16 protein-coding genes are annotated in these 17,708 nt (G+C 63.9%); 8 read left to right on the top strand and 8 right to left on the bottom strand.

All coding sequences use genetic code 11. The features are described 5' to 3' along the window. Window positions 1–24: 24 nt before the first annotated feature. From QYC26_RS08325 to QYC26_RS08315, 3 genes are read right to left on the bottom strand one after another with little or no spacing between them, the layout of a single operon-like run. Window positions 25–216 carry a DUF4169 family protein gene (locus tag QYC26_RS08325; protein WP_317514915.1) on the bottom strand — a complete coding sequence of 64 codons (192 nt, stop codon included), beginning with the start codon at window positions 214–216 and terminating at the stop codon, window positions 25–27. Beyond that, window positions 216–1,535 (bottom strand): glutamate--tRNA ligase, encoded by a 1,320-nt coding sequence (gltX, locus tag QYC26_RS08320; protein ID WP_317514914.1) that lies wholly within the window; start codon window positions 1,533–1,535, stop codon window positions 216–218. Before gltX ends, QYC26_RS08325 begins: the two co-directional genes overlap by 1 nt. Continuing rightward, window positions 1,532–3,187, bottom strand: coding sequence for an NAD+ synthase (locus QYC26_RS08315; RefSeq protein ID WP_317514913.1), 1,656 nt, complete (start codon window positions 3,185–3,187; stop codon window positions 1,532–1,534). Before QYC26_RS08315 ends, gltX begins: the two co-directional genes overlap by 4 nt. Before the next feature lie 110 nt (window positions 3,188–3,297). Here QYC26_RS08315 and QYC26_RS08310 point away from each other — a divergent pair, with 110 nt between their 5' ends. Beyond that, window positions 3,298–4,233: a ribose-phosphate pyrophosphokinase gene (locus QYC26_RS08310; RefSeq protein WP_317514912.1), complete on the top strand. Its 936-nt coding sequence runs from the start codon at window positions 3,298–3,300 to the stop codon at window positions 4,231–4,233. Window positions 4,234–4,251: 18 nt separating this feature from the next. On the opposite strand, the gene QYC26_RS08305 is transcribed toward QYC26_RS08310, so the two are convergent. Further along, on the bottom strand, window positions 4,252–4,680 hold the full coding sequence (locus QYC26_RS08305; RefSeq protein ID WP_317514911.1) for a VOC family protein: 429 nt from the start codon (window positions 4,678–4,680) through the stop codon (window positions 4,252–4,254). Between the two features lie 85 nt (window positions 4,681–4,765). On the opposite strand from QYC26_RS08305, the gene hisN reads away from it, so the two are divergent. The 7 genes from hisN to QYC26_RS08270 all read left to right on the top strand — a co-directional run bounded on the left by hisN (window position 4,766) and on the right by QYC26_RS08270 (window position 12,333). After that, on the top strand, window positions 4,766–5,554 hold the full coding sequence (gene hisN / locus QYC26_RS08300) for a histidinol-phosphatase (protein ID WP_317514910.1): 789 nt from the start codon (window positions 4,766–4,768) through the stop codon (window positions 5,552–5,554). Between the two features lie 131 nt (window positions 5,555–5,685). Next, the gene (rpmI, locus tag QYC26_RS08295) at window positions 5,686–5,889 is read left to right on the top strand and encodes a 50S ribosomal protein L35 (RefSeq protein WP_317514909.1); all 204 of its coding nucleotides are present in this window, start codon (window positions 5,686–5,688) and stop codon (window positions 5,887–5,889) included. A gap of 13 nt (window positions 5,890–5,902) precedes the next feature. Further along, window positions 5,903–6,268 (top strand): 50S ribosomal protein L20, encoded by a 366-nt coding sequence (gene rplT, locus QYC26_RS08290; RefSeq protein WP_317514908.1) that lies wholly within the window; start codon window positions 5,903–5,905, stop codon window positions 6,266–6,268. A gap of 113 nt (window positions 6,269–6,381) precedes the next feature. Further along, on the top strand, window positions 6,382–7,458 hold the full coding sequence (gene pheS, locus QYC26_RS08285) for a phenylalanine--tRNA ligase subunit alpha (protein ID WP_317514907.1): 1,077 nt from the start codon (window positions 6,382–6,384) through the stop codon (window positions 7,456–7,458). After that, window positions 7,455–9,827, top strand: coding sequence for a phenylalanine--tRNA ligase subunit beta (gene pheT, locus QYC26_RS08280; protein ID WP_317514906.1), 2,373 nt, complete (start codon window positions 7,455–7,457; stop codon window positions 9,825–9,827). Before pheS ends, pheT begins: the two co-directional genes overlap by 4 nt. Further along, window positions 9,820–10,704, top strand: a complete 885-nt coding sequence (locus QYC26_RS08275) for an aldose 1-epimerase family protein (protein ID WP_317514905.1) — start codon at window positions 9,820–9,822, stop codon at window positions 10,702–10,704. Before pheT ends, QYC26_RS08275 begins: the two co-directional genes overlap by 8 nt. 57 nt (window positions 10,705–10,761) lie before the next feature. Further along, window positions 10,762–12,333, top strand: a complete 1,572-nt coding sequence (locus QYC26_RS08270; RefSeq protein ID WP_317514904.1) for a peptide chain release factor 3 — start codon at window positions 10,762–10,764, stop codon at window positions 12,331–12,333. 49 nt (window positions 12,334–12,382) lie between these two features. Here QYC26_RS08270 and adhP read toward each other — a convergent pair whose 3' ends face one another. The 4 genes from adhP to QYC26_RS08250 all read right to left on the bottom strand — a co-directional run bounded on the left by adhP (window position 12,383) and on the right by QYC26_RS08250 (window position 17,626). Next, complete coding sequence (gene adhP / locus QYC26_RS08265) at window positions 12,383–13,396, bottom strand: alcohol dehydrogenase AdhP (RefSeq protein WP_317515031.1); 1,014 nt, start codon at window positions 13,394–13,396, stop codon at window positions 12,383–12,385. Window positions 13,397–13,436: 40 nt separating this feature from the next. Further along, on the bottom strand, window positions 13,437–14,027 hold the full coding sequence (locus QYC26_RS08260) for a hypothetical protein (protein WP_317514903.1): 591 nt from the start codon (window positions 14,025–14,027) through the stop codon (window positions 13,437–13,439). A 105-nt stretch (window positions 14,028–14,132) separates the two neighbouring features. Next, window positions 14,133–15,386, bottom strand: coding sequence for an MFS transporter (locus tag QYC26_RS08255; RefSeq protein WP_317515030.1), 1,254 nt, complete (start codon window positions 15,384–15,386; stop codon window positions 14,133–14,135). Window positions 15,387–15,403: 17 nt separating this feature from the next. Beyond that, on the bottom strand, window positions 15,404–17,626 hold the full coding sequence (locus QYC26_RS08250) for a TonB-dependent receptor (protein ID WP_317514902.1): 2,223 nt from the start codon (window positions 17,624–17,626) through the stop codon (window positions 15,404–15,406). Window positions 17,627–17,708: the final 82 nt, after the last annotated feature.

Raw genomic sequence — 17,708 nt, 5'->3', positions numbered from 1 at the left:
AGATGCCTTGCGCATCCGGCTGCGCTATTGCTCGTCTTTGGCGTCTTCGCGTCGGTGCTGGTCGAGGAAACGGGTCTGTTTCTCCGCCTCGGCGGTGTCGTGTGCCTTTTGTGCGCGGGTGCGGCCGAACAGCGTGCGATTGGTGGTCGCGGCCTGTTCGGCCTGTTTGCGCGCGCGCTGCTTGCGCGCCGTGCGGAGGTTGACGACGTCGCCCATCAGCCCGCAGCGTTGCGCAGCCGCTCGAGTGCCTGCTCGCGGCCGATCAGGGGGAGGAGCGCCGCCATGTCGGGGCCGTGCTCGCGCGCGGTGAGCGCCTGGCGGAGCGGCAGGAACAGCGCCTTGCCCTTGCGCCCGGTCTGTTCCTTCAGGGCACCGGTGAGCGCACCCCAGGGATTGGTTGCCCAGTCTTCGATGTCTGCGGCTGCGTCGATCGCGGTGGCGATATAGGCGCGGTCCTCATCGGATAGCGCGGGCGCAGCGACCGGCCCACGCACGACGTGCCACCAGTCGGCAGCTTCCGCCACATGCTGCAGATTGGGGCGGATCGCTTCCCAGCCCGCCGCATCCATGCCGTCGGGAAGCCGATCCGCGACGGCCGCAAAATCGAACTGGTGGACGATCTTGGCGTTGAGCGTCGCCAGTTCGGCCTCGTCGAAGCGCGCGGGCGCACGGCCGAAGCGGGCAAAGTCGAAGCTGTCGATCAGCGGCTGCGCATCGGCATAGGGCTCGACCGGATCGCTCGTCCCGATCCGCGCGAGCTTGGCGATGATCGCCGCCGGTTCGATCCCGGCCTCGCGGAAATGTTCAACGCCGAGTGACCCGAGGCGCTTGGACAATTTGCCTTCGCTCCCGGTCAGCAGCGCCTCGTGCGCAAAGGCCGGGGCAGGGGCGCCCAGCGCTTCGAACATCTGAAGCTGCGCGGCCGTGTTCGAAACATGGTCTTCGCCGCGCACCACATGGGTGATCCTCATGTCGACATCGTCGATCGCCGAGGGCAGCATATAGAGCCAGCTGCCATCGGCGCGGCGGATCACCGGGTCGGAAAGCAGCTTGGGATCGAAACGCTGCTCGCCACGGATCAGATCGTGCCAGACGATCGGGGTGTCGTGATCGAGACGGAAACGCCAATGCGGTGTCCGGCCTTCGGGAATGGGCGCGTCCGCAGGCTGGCGCTCATAGACCGGCGGAAGCCCGCGACCGAGCAGGACCTTGCGGCGCAGTTCAAGTTCTTCGGGCGTTTCGTAGCAGGCATAGACGCGGCCTGCAGCCTTCAGCTGTTCGAACTTTTCCTCATAGAGCGCGAAGCGTTCGGACTGGCGCGCCTCGCCATCCCATTCAAGGCCAAGCCAGCGCAGATCGGCGCGGATCGACTCCACATTTTCTTCGGTCGACCGTTCAGCGTCGGTGTCGTCGATGCGCAGCAGGAAGCGCCCGCCATGCTTCTTCGCCCACATCCAGTTGTGGAGCGCGGTGCGGATATTGCCGACATGGAGTCGGCCGGTCGGCGAGGGGGCGAAGCGGGTGGTGACGGTCATGATGTCCGGAATGCGTTGGTGATGGGGTAACGGCGGTCGCGTCCGAAATTGCGCTTGCCGAGCTTTACGCCCGGCGGCGCCTGACGCCGCTTATATTCGGCAATATAGAGCAGTCTTTCGATCCGCGCGACGGTGTCGCGGTCAAAACCGCGCGCTGCCACGTCGTCGACCGATAATTCTTCCTCGACCAGCCCGTGCAGAATCGGGTCGAGCACGTCATATTCGGGCAGGCTGTCCGAATCCTTCTGATCGTCGCGCAACTCGGCCGAGGGCGGCTTGGTGATGACATTGTCGGGCATCACCGGGCCGTCGGGGCCAAGGCCGATGCGTGGACGATTGGCGTTGCGCCAGCGTGAAAGCTCGAAGCAGGTGAGCTTGTACGCATCCTTCAGCACCGAATAGCCGCCGGCCATGTCGCCATAGATCGTGGCATAGCCGACCGACATCTCGCTCTTGTTGCCGGTGGTCAGCAGCATGTGGCCGAACTTGTTCGAGAGCGCCATCAGCGTGACGCCGCGGATGCGCGACTGGATATTTTCTTCGGTCAGATCGCGCGCGCGGCCGGCAAAGGCATCGGCCAGCATCGTATCGAATGCGTCGACGGCGGGGCCGATCGGGATGGTGTCGTACTGGACGCCGAGCAGCTTGGCGCACATTTCGGCATCATCGAGCGATTCGCGACTGGTGAAGCGCGAGGGCATCATCACGCAGCGGACCTTGTCCGCGCCCAGTGCATCGACGGCAACTGCCGCTGAAAGCGCGCTGTCGATTCCGCCGGACAGGCCGAGGATCACGCCCGGAAAGCGGTTCGCGGTCACATAGTCGCGCAGGCCCACCACCATCGCATGGTAGATGTCGGACGGATGGGGTTCGAGCGCGTGGATCGTGCCGGGTGCACAGCGCCAGCCCGTGGGGCCACGCTCCCATATCGTCTCCACAAGCGCTTCTTCCCAATCGGGCAGTTGAAGCGCGACCGCACCATCGGCGTTGAGCACGAAGGATGCACCGTCGAACACCAGCTCATCCTGCCCGCCCACACGGTTGAGATAGACTATCGGCAGGCCGGTTTCCTTGACGCGCGCGGCCGCGATCGAGCCGCTGCGCAGATCGTCCTTGTCGATTTCATAGGGGCTGCCATTGGGCGAGATCAGGATCTCGGCACTCTTGGCCTTCAGATTGGCGCAGACGGTGGGGAACCAGATATCCTCGCAGATCGGAATGCCCAACTGCACGCCGCGAAATGCGATCGGTTCGGCCGGCGGGGCCGATGTGAACAACCGCTTTTCATCGAATGTGCCATAATTGGGCAATTCATGCTTGCGCGTGACGGCCACGATCTCCCCGCCGTCAAGCAGGGCGACCATGTTGTAAAGATTGCCATTCTCACGGGCGATGCTGCCCACCAGCATGGCCGGGCCGCCGTCAGCCGTTGCCACCGCCAGGCGCGCCAGTTCGGCCTCGGCGCGCGCCACCAGCGCGGGCTTCAGAACCAGGTCTTCGGGGGGGTAGCCGATCAGCTGCATCTCGGGAAAAACGACAAGATCTGCGGTACTTGCCCGGGCACGCCAGGCAAGCATCGCATCGGCATTGCCGGTCAGGTCGCCGACGCGTTGGGATATCTGCGCAAGCGCGATTGTAAGCCGGTTGATCATGTGCCCTGATTAGGCAGCGAGCCGCCCAGCGGCAATGCCCCCTTTCATCATTGCACTTGGATGACTAAAGGGCAGGCGCAATCGTAACTGCATTGCGGGAATCTCAAACCATGAAACTACTCACCGGCAATTCGAATCTGCCGCTGGCCAAGGCGATCGCCGAATATCTGGAGATCCCGCTGACCGATGCAAGCGTCCGGCGCTTCGCCGACGAAGAGGTCTTCGTCGAAATCCACGAAAATGTGCGCGGCGAAGACGTGTTCGTACTGCAGTCGACGGCGTTCCCCGCCAACGACAACCTCATGGAACTGCTGATCTGCATCGATGCGCTCAAGCGCTCATCGGCCAAGCGGATCACCGCGGTCCTCCCTTATTTCGGCTATGCGCGTCAGGATCGCAAACCCGGCCCGCGGACCCCGATTTCGGCCAAGCTCGTCGCCAATCTGCTGACGACCGCGGGGGCCAACCGCGTGCTGTCGGTCGATCTGCACGCTGGCCAGATCCAGGGTTTTTTCGACATTCCGACCGACAATCTCTACGCCGCACCCGTGATGTCGGCCGATATCCACGCGCGTTTCGGCGGCAAGAACATCATGGTCGTCTCGCCCGACGTCGGCGGCGTGGTGCGCGCGCGTGCGCTCGCCAAGCGACTCGACAATGCCCCGCTCGCGATCGTCGACAAGCGCCGTGAGCGTGCTGGCGAGTCCGAGGTGATGAACATCATCGGTGACGTCGAAGGCCGCTTCTGCATCCTGATCGACGATATCGTCGATTCGGCGGGTACGCTGTGCAATGCCGCTGCTGCGCTGAAGGCTGCGGGCGCCGAAGACGTCGTTGCTTATTGCACCCACGGCGTGCTGTCGGGCGGCGCGGTTGCGCGTGTCGAAAATTCGCAGCTGGCCGAACTTGTCATCTCCGATTCGATCGGCAGCCACGAACTCATCAAGGATGCGAAGAAGATCCGTCACCTGACGATCGCGCCGCTTCTGGCCGAGGCGATCCGCCGTATCGCGGACGAAACCTCGGTGTCGAGCCTCTTCGACTAAGCATCGGGGCGGGGAGCTTCAGGCGGCGGTCCAGGGATCGTAGCTGCCAAAGCTCCACGCATAACCTTCTGGGTCCAGCGCCGAATAGACGCGGCCCCCATAATCCTGATCGGCGGGCGCGAGGATGATCTTCGCGCCCGCTTTCTGTGCCCGGTCTGCGTGATCGTCGACATCGTCCAGGACGATATAGATCGACTGGGTATTGCCGCCCGCATCCTGCGGGTGCAGCAGCTTCGATTTCCGGCTGAACTCGCTGTCGCCGCCATAGCTGCTCAGCATCACCATATGCCCGTCGCGGACGAGCTCGGCATGATGGATGATCTCGGCATCCTCGTCATCGGCATAGACCGCGTGTTTCTCGAAGCCGAAGGCGCGGCACAGGAAATCGATCGCGGCGGGCGCATCCTTGTACCAGAGATTGGGGATAAGGGCGGGGCGAACGGGCATCGTCTTCTCCTGTCCGGCTGGCCGCGTCTGGGGAGCGGGCGGGAGCAGTCTAGCCCTCTGAGCGGCCATGCGCTACCGCATCGGCATGACCAGACCCGATACCGATCTCGCCCTTGCTCACCGCCTCGCCCAGGCAGCCGGAGAGGCCATTCGTCCCTTTTTCCGGTCCCGTTTCGAGATCGAGACCAAGGGGGACGCTTCGCCCGTTACCCAGGCAGATCGCGCGGCAGAGGCAGCGATGCGCGCGATTATCGACCGCGAATGCCCGACCGACGCGATTGTGGGGGAGGAGTTTGGCGAAAAGCCCGGCACCAGCGGCCGTACCTGGGTGTTCGACCCGATCGACGGCACCCGCGCCTTCATCGCGGGGCGTCCGATCTTCGGCACGCTGATCGCGCTGTTGCAGGATGGCTGGCCGATCATGGGGGTGATCGATCAGCCGATCATCGGCGAACGCTGGGTCGGCTATGTCGGCCGCCCGACCGAATTCAATGGCAAGCCGGCAAAAACCCGGTCGTGCACCGCGCTCGACAAGGCGATTCTGGGCACCACCGGCCCGCAATATTTTCCCGGTTGCTCGGCCGAGCATTTCTCGTGGCTGGCGCGCCAGTGCGGCGACACGATCTTTGGCGGGGATTGCTATAATTATGGCGGTCTGGCGTCGGGCCATATCGATATCGTGGTCGAAGCGGGGCTGAAGCTTCACGATTTTGCGGCGCTGATTCCGGTGGTCGAGGGCGCAGGCGGGCGGATGTGCGACTGGTCAGGCGATCCGCTCGATGCCGACAGCAAGGGCGATGTCATCGCCGCCGGTGACCCTGCGCGCATCGACGACATCATCGAGGCGCTGGCCGCGGGTGACCACCACCACTGAGCAAAACTTGCATTGGGCCAGGGAGTCCGGTACAGGGCCCGCTTCTTACGATTCATCCCGGAAACGGGGGAGCTGTCCGGCTGTTAGGGCTGCCGAGGCCGTTCGCAATCGTCGAGTTAGAGGAGACGAAAATGCCCAAGATGAAGACCAAGAGCGGGGTCAAGAAGCGTTTCAAGATCACCGCTAATGGCAAGGTCAAGCATGGTGTTGCTGGCAAGCGCCACCGTCTGTCGAGCCATAACGCCAAGTACATCCGTTCGAACCGCGGTACCGACGTGCTTTCTGATTCCGATTGGGGTCACGTAAAGCTCTGGGCGCCGTACGGCCTGCGTTAAGGAGTACTAGACAATGGCACGCGTCAAACGTGGTACGACCACCAAGGCTAAGCATAAGAGGATTTTGGATCAGGCGAAGGGCTTTTACGGCCGTCGCAAGAACACGATCCGTATCGCTCGTCAGGCCGTCGAAAAGGCCGGTCAGTACGCCTATCGCGACCGTAAGGTTAAGAAGCGGACTTTCCGTGGCCTCTGGATCCAGCGTATCAACGCCGGCGTCCGCGCAGAAGGCCTCACCTATTCGCAGTTCATGCACGGCCTCAAGCTGGCTGGCATCGAACTCGACCGCAAGGTGCTCGCAGACATTGCGATGCACGAAGCGGAAGCGTTTAGCGCCATCGTCGCTCAGGCGAAGGCGGCTCTGCCCCAGGCTGCCTAAAACGGCCTGAGCTGAGAAAGCGTTTGGGGCGCGGGTGGCAATGCCATCCGCGCCCTTTGCTTTTGGGGCGCGCTTGCCTATTTGGCTCACCGACTAGTTCAGAGCGGAATTCCATGACTGATCTCACCACTCTTGAAGCCGAACTGCTGTCGGCTGTCGCTGCGGCGGGCACCCCCGAAGCGGTCGAGGATGTGCGCGTAAAGGCGCTCGGAAAGCAGGGCGCTATCACCGCGCTTTTGAAATCGCTGGGCAAGATGAGCCCGGACGAACGCCAGAGCGAAGGGCCGAAGATCCACGCCCTGCGCGAAGCCGTCACCAACGCCATCGCCGATCGCAAGGCCGGTCTTGAGCGCGCGGTGCTCGATGCGCGCCTTTCGGCGGAAACGCTCGACATGACGTTGCCCGCGCCCACTGCGCCGCAGGGTAGCGTACACCCGGTGTCGCAGGTGATGGACGAACTCGCCGAAATCTTTGCCGATATGGGCTTCTCGGTTGCCACCGGTCCCGAGATCGAGGACGACTGGCATAATTTCACCGCGCTCAACATTCCGGAAACGCATCCGGCGCGCGCGATGCACGACACCTTCTACTTCCCCGACAAGCGCGACGGGAAGGACATGCTGCTCCGCACGCATACCTCGCCGGTGCAGATCCGGACGATGATGTCGCAGGAACCGCCGATCCGCATCATCGCGCCGGGCCGCGTCTATCGCTCGGACAGCGATGCCACCCACACCCCGATGTTCCACCAGATCGAAGGTTTGGTCATCGATCGCGGCATCCATCTCGGCCATCTGAAATGGACGCTGGAAACCTTCCTCAAGGCGTTTTTCGAGCGCGACGACATCGTGCTCCGCCTGCGTCCCAGCTATTTTCCCTTCACCGAACCCTCGGTCGAGGTCGATGTCGGCTATTCGATCGAAAAGGGCCGCCGCGTGATCGGTGGCTCCGAAGGCTGGATGGAAGTGCTCGGCAGCGGCATGGTCCACCCCCGCGTGATCGAGGCCTGCGGTCTTGATCCGAAGGAATGGCAGGGCTTCGCCTTCGGCACGGGGGTCGATCGTCTCGCCATGCTCAAATACGGCATGGACGATCTGCGCGCCTTCTTCGACGGCGATCTCCGCTGGCTTCGTCATTATGGTTTTGCGGCACTCGACGTGCCCACGCTTTCGGGAGGAGTGGGCGCATGAAGTTCACGCTTTCTTGGCTGAAGGAGCATCTGGATACCGATGCCTCGCTTGACGCCATTCTGGAAAAACTCACCGCCATCGGCATCGAGGTCGAAGGTGTCGAGAACGCCGCCGAAAAGCTCGCGCCGTTCCGTATCGCCCGCGTCCTGACCGCTGAACGCCATCCGCAGGCGGACAAGCTTCAGGTGCTGTCGGTCGATGCCGGCGATGGCCCGATCCAGGTCGTCTGCGGCGCGCCCAATGCGCGTGCCGGGCTTGTCGGCGTGTTTGGCACCTCGGGCGCCTATGTCCCGGGTCTCGACGTCACGCTCAAGGTCACCGCGATCCGCGGCGTCGAATCGAACGGCATGATGTGCTCCTACCGCGAGCTTGAGCTGGGTGAGGATCACAACGGCATCATCGAATTGCCCGAGGACGCACCGATTGGCACCGTCTTCGCGCAATATGCCGGTCTCGATGATCCCGTCATCGATGTCTCGATCACCCCCAACAAGCAGGATTGCATGGGTGTGCGCGGAATCGCGCGCGACCTCGCGGCCACGGGCATCGGTACGCTCAAGGCGCTCGCGATCGATCCGGTCGCCGGCACGGGCGCCGGTCCCGATGTCGCCACGCTCGATGCCGAGGGCTGCCCGGCCTTTTTTGGCCAGTCGGTCTCGGGCGTCGTCAACGGCACCAGCCCCGAATGGATGCAGCGCCGGTTGAAGGCGATCGGTCAGAAGCCGATCTCGACGCTGGTCGACATCACCAATTATGTGATGATCGATCTCGGCCGCCCGCTCCACGTCTATGACCGTGCCAAGCTGTCGGGAGCCCTGGTTGCGCGCCGCGCGAAGGACGGCGAAACCGTGCTCGCGCTCAACGGCAAGACCTATACGCTCGATGCGAACATGACTGTCATCGCCGATGACAATCATGTCCACGACATTGGCGGCATCATGGGCGGCGAGGATTCGGGCGTTTCCGAAACCACGACCGACGTGCTCATCGAATGCGCCTATTTTACGCCCGAGCATATCGCCCGCACCGGCCAGAAGCTTGGTCTGACCTCTGACGCGCGCAGCCGTTTCGAGCGCGGGGTCGATCCGGCGTTCCTTGAGGATGGTCTGGCGATCGCAACGCGCCTCGTGGTTGATCTGTGCGGTGGCACCGCCAGCGGCATCACCCGCGCGGGGCAGCCGCCGCTCGATATGCCGAACTTCGCCTATGATCCGGCACTCACCGAAACGCTCGCCGGCGTTGCGGTCGATCAGGATCGTCAGAAGGCGATCCTCGAAAGCCTCGGCTTTGCGGTCGAAACCGGTGCTGCCTGGCAGATCACTCCGCCGACCTGGCGCCGCGACGTGCTTGGCGCGGCCGATATCGTCGAGGAGGTGATCCGCATCATCGGCCTCGAGCATGTCCCGTCCACGCCGCTGCCGCGTGCACCCGGTGTTGCGGCCGTCACCGCCACGCCCGAACAGCTGGTCGAACGCCGCGTGCGGCGGACTGCGGCTGCGCGTGGCCTGAACGAGGCGATCACCTGGAGCTTCCTGTCCGAAAAGGAGGCTGCCACCTTTGGCGGTGGCGACTGGACGCTCGCCAATCCGATTTCGGAAGATATGAAGGTGATGCGCCCGTCGCTCCTTCCCGGTCTGCTCGCGGCTGCCGCGCGCAACCAGGCGCGCGGTGCGGATACGATCCGTCTGTTTGAGCTCGGCCGTCGCTATTTCGCCGATGGCGAGCGCATGACGCTTGGCTTCGTGCTCGCGGGCAACCGTACGCCGCGCAACTGGCAGGGCGGCAAGGCGCAGGCCTTTGACGCGTTCGACGGCAAGGCAGAGGCGATTGCGCTGCTCGCCGCAGCGGGCGCGCCGGTCGAAAACCTGCAGACCTTTGGCGAGGCGGGGGATCAATATCACCCCGGCCAGTCGGCGACGCTGCGTCTGGGGCCCAAGACCGTGCTTGCGGCTTTCGGGACGCTTCACCCGCTCACCGCCAAGGCGTTCGATCTCGGCGGTACCGTGATCGCAGGCGAAATCTATCTCGACGCGATCCCGGGCAAGCGCGGTGGCAGTGCCCGGATGCGCACTGCCTATGCGCCCCCGGCGCTGCAGGCGGTGATGCGCGATTTCGCGTTCCTCGTTCCGGCCGATACGCCCGCCGACAGCCTTGTCCGTGCGGTCAAGGGCGCGGACAAGAACGCGATCGTCTCGGCGCGCCTGTTCGACCGGTTCGTCGGTCAGGGTGTCGCGGAAGGGCATAAGTCGCTCGCGGTCGAGATCGTGCTCCAGCCCAAGGACAAGAGCTTCACCGAGGAAGAGCTCGCCGCCATCTCGGCCAAGGTGGTTCAGGCCGCCGAAAAACTGGGTGCGCGTCTGCGTGGCTGATCACGGCACCGTCACGATCCGTTCAGAAAAGCTCACGGCGCGCATCGCGCCGCTGGGCGCCGAGCTGGTGTCGCTGACGGATGCCGATGGACGCGAACTGATGAGCAGCGGCGATCCAGCCTATTGGACGGGCCGGGCGCCGCTGCTTTTTCCCATTGTCGGGCGTGTGCGCGATGATCGCTACCGGGTCGGGGGGCAGGAATATGCGCTGCCCCAGCACGGCTTTGCCCGCCGCATGGAATTCGCGTTGGTCGAACACGGGCCAGCCAACGCCCTTTTCCGACTGGTCGACACGCCCGAAACCCGCGCCAATTACCCCTTCGCCTTCCAACTCGACATGGCATTCGCGCTCGACGGGGCGGAACTGGCGATGATGGCGACGATCACCAATCCCGGCGACGTGCCGCTGCCCGCAAGCTTCGGCTATCATCCGGCGTTCGCCTGGCCGCTGCCCTACGGCGCGGCGCGTGCCGATCATCGTATCACCTTCGAGCGGGACGAGCCCGCCGCCATCTGCGCGATTACCGATGATGCGCTGATCGCGGCCGAAAGGCTGCCCAGCCCTGTCGTGGGTCGGGATCTGCCGCTCCACGACGCGCTGTTCGAAAAGGACGCGCTGGTCTGGGACGACTTGGCCAGCCGGCGGCTGCGCTACGGCGCGTCGACGGGCAAGGCGCTCGACATTTCCTTTCCCGATACGCCCTGGCTCGGTATCTGGACCAAGCCGGGCGCACCCTTCGTCTGCGTCGAGCCCTGGGCCGGCATGGCCGACCCGGCAGGCTTTTCGGGGGAGCTTATGGACAAGCCCGGTATCTTCACGCTCGCGCCCGGCACCGGCCGCAGCTTCCGGATGAACGTGGCGCTGGTTGAGGATTAGCGAGCCCGCTGTCCACCTCACGCCAAAATTTTGAATTTCCCGGGAATATCCGAAGTCATGACCATCAATCGCCCCGACCGTCGCACCTTTGCGATCATCGCCCATCCGGACGCCGGTAAGACCACGCTCACCGAAAAGCTGCTGTTGTTCGGAGGCGCCATCCACTTGGCCGGCGAAGTCAAGGCGCGCGGGGCGAACCGCCGCGCCCGGTCCGACTGGATGAAGATCGAGCAGCAGCGCGGCATTTCGGTCACCTCGTCGGTGATGACCTTCGAGCGCGATGGCGTGACCTTCAACCTGCTCGACACGCCGGGCCACGAAGACTTCTCCGAAGACACCTATCGCACGCTCACTGCGGTTGATTCCGCGGTGATGGTGATCGACGCGGCCAAGGGTATCGAGCCGCAGACGCGCAAGCTGTTCGAGGTTTGCCGCATGCGCTCGGTGCCGATCATCACCTTCGTCAACAAGGTTGACCGCGAAGGGCGGCCTCCGTTCGAATTGCTCGACGAGATCGCCGACATGCTCGCGCTCGATGTCACGCCGATGAGTTGGCCGGTCGGCATGGGTGGTCAGTTCGAAGGCATTTACGATCTGTACGGTAATGTCCTGCGTCAGCCGTCGGGCGACAGCCGTACGTTCGAAGGGAAGATGTCCCACTATACCGGGCTCGACGATCCCACATTGGCAGATGCCGTTTCCGCAGAGGGGCTGGCCCATTTGCAGGAAGAAGCCGAGCTGGCGTTGCACGGCTATGGGGCATTCGATCCCGAAGCCTATCGGCATGGCGACCTGACCCCGGTCTATTTCGGCTCGGCGCTGAAAGAGTTCGGCATTGCCGAACTGATCGAGGCACTCGCCGATCACGCCCCGCCGCCGCGCACCCAGCCTGCCGAGCCCCAACCGGTGTCGCCTGATTACGACAATGTCACGGGATTCGTGTTCAAGGTGCAGGCCAATATGGACCCGCAGCACCGCGACCGGATTGCGTTCATGCGGCTCTGCTCGGGCAAGTTCAAGCGGGGCATGAAACTGACGCCCACGGGCCATGGCAAGCCGATCGCGGTCCACAGCCCGATCATGTTCTTCGCGCAGGACCGTGAACTGGCGGAGGAAGCTTGGCCGGGCGATATCATCGGTATTCCCAACCACGGCACGCTGCGCGTCGGCGATACGCTGACCGAGGGGGAGGCGATCCGCTTCACCGGTTTGCCCAATTTCGCGCCCGAAATCCTGCGTCGCGTCGCTCTGGTCGATCCCACCAAGACCAAGCAACTCCGCAAGGCGCTCGACGATATGGCCGAAGAGGGGGTGACTCAGGTCTTCTATCCTGAAATCGGGTCGAACTGGATCATCGGCGTGGTGGGGCAGCTTCAGCTCGACGTGCTGCTCAGCCGGCTCGATGCCGAATATAAGGTCGCGGCAAGGCTTGAGCCCAGCCCATGGGACACGGCGCGCTGGATCTCGGGGGACGAGGCCGCGATGAAGGCCTTTGCCAGTATCAACCAGTCCGCGCTCGCCAAGGACCGGGACGGCAATCTCGTCTTCATGGCGAAGAGCGCCTGGGAAGTCGGCTATGTCCAGGAACGCAATCCCGAGATCAAGTTCAGCGCCACGCGCGAACGCTAAGACGGGAAAAAGGCCGGCTACCCAAAACGGGGGCCGGCCTCTTTGCTATTCAGGGGACGAGCGCGGCGCGTCCGTCGATCCGCCCGGCGCGTAGATCGTCGAGCACCAGATTTACATCGTCCAGCGGCTGCGCGCGCACATTGGCGCGCACCTGTCCGGCCGCCGCAAAGGCGATCGCCTCGCTAAGGTCGCGCCGCGTGCCGACGATCGATCCGCGCACCGTGATCCGTTTCAGCACCACGTCGAAAATGGGGGTGGGAAAGTCGCCGGGGGGCAACCCGACAAGGCTTACCGTCCCGCGCCGCCGTGCGCACGCGATCGCCTGGCCGAAGGCCGCCGGGGAGACCGCGGTCACCAGCACACCGTGCGCGCCGCCGCCCGTCTCGCGGACCACCTGTTCCACCGCGTCGGCCGCGCTGGCGTTGATCGTCAGATCGGCGCCCAGCCTCTGCGCCAGATCGAGCTTGTCGGGGGCCACGTCGAGCGCTGCGACATGCAGTCCCATCGCCTTGGCATATTGGATGGCAACATGCCCCAGCCCGCCAATGCCCGAAATCACGACCCATTCGCCCGGCCGCGCTTCGGTTTCCTTCAGCCCCTTATAGGTGGTGACGCCCGCGCACAGGATCGGTGCCATCGCGACGAAATCGGTATTGGCGGGCAAGTGGCCCACAAAGGGCGCGCTGGCGAGCACATATTCCGCATAGGCGCCATTGACGCTGTAACCGGTATTGCGCTGCCGTTCGCACAAAGTTTCCCAGCCGGTTTCGCAATATTCGCAGGCGCGGCACGCCTCATATAACCACGGCACGCCCACCGCATCGCCTTCCTTCAGGTCGGCAACGCCTTCGCCCACGGCCGCGACATGGCCAACGCCTTCATGGCCGGGAATGAGGGGGAGGGTGGGCTTGACCGGCCAGTCGCCGTCGATCGCGTGCAAGTCGGTGTGGCACACGCCGCTCGCCGCGATCTTGACGACAACCTCTCCCGGCCCGGGACGCGGGACATCGATCTCCTCGATCACCAGCGGCGCGCCGAAGGTGCGGGCAATGGCGGCTTTCATCTTCATACCGGCCTCCGTCAGATCGGCCGGGCGGGGATGTTTACCGCTTCGGCTCCGAATAGGGTTGTGCAAGCGCTACAAACGCATCGACAAAACCATCGACCGCGGCCTGCGCCTGTTTGCGCTTGCCGTACGGAAATTCGACCCTGCCGCGCAGATCCCAATAGCCGCGCTCGAAGGTCCACAGGCCGACGCCGATCTTCCGGTCACCGTCACGGGCATCATAGATGCCGATATAGCCATCGGCCTTGTTGTCCGGCCGCTGATAGGCGCGCTCCACCACGGTCTTCACATCGCTCAGCCCGTCCAGCACCATCGGCTTGGCGATGATGAAATGTTCACGCGGCGTCATCTGCGCGACATGCGCCACGGCAAGGCGAAGCGTGACAGGCGATCCGTCGGGCAGCGTGCTGCGATAGCCGACGCTCACATAATCCCCGCGGCCGTCAAAGGCGGCTTCGCCGGTCCGCTCGAATCCCGCGACGGTCAGCGGGAATTTGGTGCCGCTCTCGACATGAACGAGAGTGGAGCTGCCATCCGTTGCCGGCCGAAAGGCGCTGTCCTGCGCGTGGCCGGCGCTTGCGATTCCGGCGAAAAGGGCAGCCGTCAGGAAAATCGATGCCTTGCGCATCCTCTGGTCTCCGCTCGCGCGGCGGGAATTCGCTGCGCCGTTACGCCATGAAGCGCATTTTCTGGTGCTTTGTCCAATAGGTAGATCAACGGGCGGCGCGTCGGATCAGTCCACCCAGTCGTCCTTCAGCGAGCGTGATGCCGCCCACATGAACAGCCCTGCCACCACGTAAAGGCCTAGCGCCGCCACGATGGCATAGCGCAGTGCTTCGTTTCCATAGCTCGGCGTCAGCGCGTCTGACAGAGCACCCACCGCCCAGGAGCCCAAACCAAGGCCGACGAGATTGTTGATCAGCAGGAAGCTCGCCGAGGCGGTCGCGCGCATATGCGCGGGCACAAGCTGCTGTACTGCGGTCAAGACCGGGCCAAGCCAAACATAGACCAGCGCCTGGGGCAGCAACAGGAACAGGAAGGCGGCGGTCACGCTTTGCGACAGCACGCTCGCGATGAACAGCGGGGTGCCCAGCCAGTAGCAGATCGCCGGGATGCGGGCATAGGCCGCCTTGTTGCGCGCGCCCAGCCGGTCGCCCAGCCAGCCGCCGAGCAGCACGCCCGCGACGCCGCCGATCAGCAGGACGGCGCCCAGAAACTGGCCTGCACCGACGAGATCGAGCCCGAAGCTGCGCTGCAACAGGCTGGGTAGCCAGAAGGCGACACCATAACCGCACATCGAACTGGACGCCGCGCCCAGCGCCAGCAGCCAGAAGCTGCGCTTTGCGGCCAGAAGCGGGAATACCGCGCGGACCGGCATCTGCTCCTTGGCGGGCGCCACAACCGCGCGTTTCGGCTCGCGGACGATGAGGCGGAAGAGCGGTGCGATCGCCAGCCCGGCAAGCCCGACGGCGATGAACGCCGTGCGCCATTCGACGGTCGCGGCGATATAGCCGCCAAAGAGTACGCCCGCAGCGGAACCCAGCGGGATACCCAGCGAATAGATGGAAAGCGCGCGGGCGCGCTCCTCGGCAGGAAAATAATCGGTGATCACCGCATAGGACGGCGCGACGCCGCCGGCCTCGCCGACGCCGACACCGACACGGAACAGGAACATCTGCCAGAAACTGGTCGCGACGCCGCACAGCGCGGTGAAGCCGCTCCATACCGCGAGCGATACGGTGATCACCCAGGTGCGGCTTGTCTTGTCTGCGAGCAGCGCCAGCGGGATGGCGAGCGTCGAATACAGCACGGCGAAGGCGATACCGCCGAGCGCGCCGAGTTGCTGGTCCGAAAGCCCCAGCTCCGCCTTGATCGGCACCGCGAGGATGCCGAGAATCTGCCGGTCGAGAAAGTTGAAGGTGTACACGAGCAGCAGCATGCCGAGCACGACGGCACGGTATGATTTGCTCTCCGCCTGCGCGGTCATGCTGCTGCCGTGCATCGTCAGAAGCGATATTCGGCGGTGAAGGTCGCCGTGCGCGGCGGGCCGTAATAGCCGATGATCGAATTGCCGAAGAGCGCGCCGGGGAAGTTGTATCCGCCCACGCGATATTGCTTGTCGAACAGGTTGCGCATGTTGACGCTCAGCTTGAAGCGGTCATCGCCCGAAGTCCAGCTTGCCGAGGCATCGACCAGTGCATAACCGTCCTGATCGAGCAGCGGGTTTGCGATTTCGAACATGTGATAATCGCTGCGCATCGAGATCGAGGGGGTGATGTCGATGGTGCCGCCCGCCAGTTCATCCGACCAGGTGGCCGACAAATTGGCGTTCCATTTCGGCGTGTTCTGGAAAACACGCAGATCCGACACGTCGACCGGGGTGGTGCCGCCGCCGATAAAGGTCAGGAACTTCTTGTAGTCGGCATGGGTGTAGCCGAGCGACGCGTTGACCGAGAAATTGCGGCTGGGCACGATCCGCGTCTCGATTTCGAGGCCGTAAATCTCTGCCTTGCCTGCATTGTCGACGAAGCTGGCGATACCGCCGGCGACGTCCGGGCGCTGGATCGTGACCTGCTGGTCCTTATAGTCCGAATAATAGCCGGCAATATTGAGGAACAGTGTGCGATCAAGGAACGCGCCCTTCATGCCCAGTTCGTAGGCGTCGACCGTTTCAGGCTTGTAGCCATTGACCGTCGTCGGGGTCAGCACCGCGTCGCCGCGCATATCGAACCCGCCCGATTTGAAGCCCTTGCCGTAAGAGGCGTAGAGGTTGAGATCGTCGTTCGGCTGATAGCTGAGGCTGATCCGCGGCGTGAACTGATCGAAGCTACGGTCATTGGTATAGTCGGTGCGGATCAGGCCCGGCACCGCGTTGGCGTTGCCGAATTCGGGGCTGCGAATGCCCGTATAGTTGCGGCGGAAGACGGTGCCGGTCTTGTCGTCCTTGGTATAGCGCAGCCCTGCCGACAGTTTGAGCTGATCGGTCAGGTCATAGTTGAAATCGGCAAAGGCGGCGTAGCTCTTGGTCTTCACCGAACCTGCGGTCAACGTGGTCAGGTTGGCGAGGCCGAGCACGGTGTCGAACGCACCGCTGGCGCGGCCGTCGAGATAATAAAGGCCGAACACGCCTTGCAGGCGCTCACCCGAATAGAGCAGCTGCAGTTCCTGGGTGAACTGGCGGTCGTCATACCAGGCCGGAATATCGAGCACCGGGCCTGCGGTGTTGTCGAAATCGATCAGCGTGTCGGTATGGCCGTCGCGGTAGGCGGTGATCGTCTTGAAGGTCAGCGTATCGTTGAGGTCGATCTCACCGGTCAGCGACATGCCCTGCGTCATCACCTTGTTGCGATCGCCGATTCCGGCACGCGTGTCATAGACGCTGCGCGTCGGCTCGAAGGCAGGCAGGCCGCCATTGCCGACAAGCCGGGTGCCGTGGCGGGCGTTGGACTTGTCGACCGTCTTGTCTGCCGCCAGGCGGAAGAACACGCCGTCCGACGGCGCGAATTCGGCCGAGATGCGGCCGGCAATCACGTCCTTGTCATACTGGTCGGCGCCGGTGGTGAGGTTTTGGCCATAGCCGTCGCGCTTGTAGCGGGCGATCGCGCCGCCGATCGAAAGCGTATCGCCCAGCGGCACGGTGACCTGGCCGACAAGGTCGATCTGGTCATAGCTGCCGTAAGATGCGCGCACCTTGCCGGTGAAATCATTGCCGAGGCGCTTGGTGACATATTTGATCGCACCGCCGATCGTGTTGCGGCCATAAAGCGTGCCCTGCGGTCCACGCAGCACCTCGACGCGCTCGACGTCGAAAATGTCGAGCACCGCACCCTGCGGACGGGCGACATAGACATCATCGACATAGAGGCCGACGCCCGGTTCGAAGCCCCAGAGCGGATCCTGCTGGCCGACGCCGCGGATAAACGCGATCAGCGTCGAGTTCGAACCGCGCGCGATCTGCAGCGTCAGGTTCGGGGTCTTGTCCTGCAGCGCGGTAATGTCGACCGCGCCCTGGCTCTGCAGAGCATCACCCGAAAGCGCCGAAACCGAGATCGGCACGTCGATCAGGCTTTCCTCGCGGCGGCGGGCGGTGACGACAATGTCGCCGGTTGCCGCTTCTTCAACAGCCGTGTCGGCGGGCTCCTGCGCGAAGGCTGGCGCTGCGCTCAGCGCGGTGATCGCAACGCCAAGATTGAGCGCAAGGCGCGCCGAATGGGACAAACGGGACATGTGGACATTCCTCCCCTAAATTTGGCCACCTCTGACGGGTTGTGCCGGTTTCTGCATTTTCTATAATGAAACCTGAACCGGG

The organism is Sphingomonas sp. C3-2, from assembly GCF_033025475.1.
GTDB lineage: Bacteria > Pseudomonadota > Alphaproteobacteria > Sphingomonadales > Sphingomonadaceae > Sphingobium_A.
This window is presented reverse-complemented; position numbering and strand designations above follow the sequence as displayed.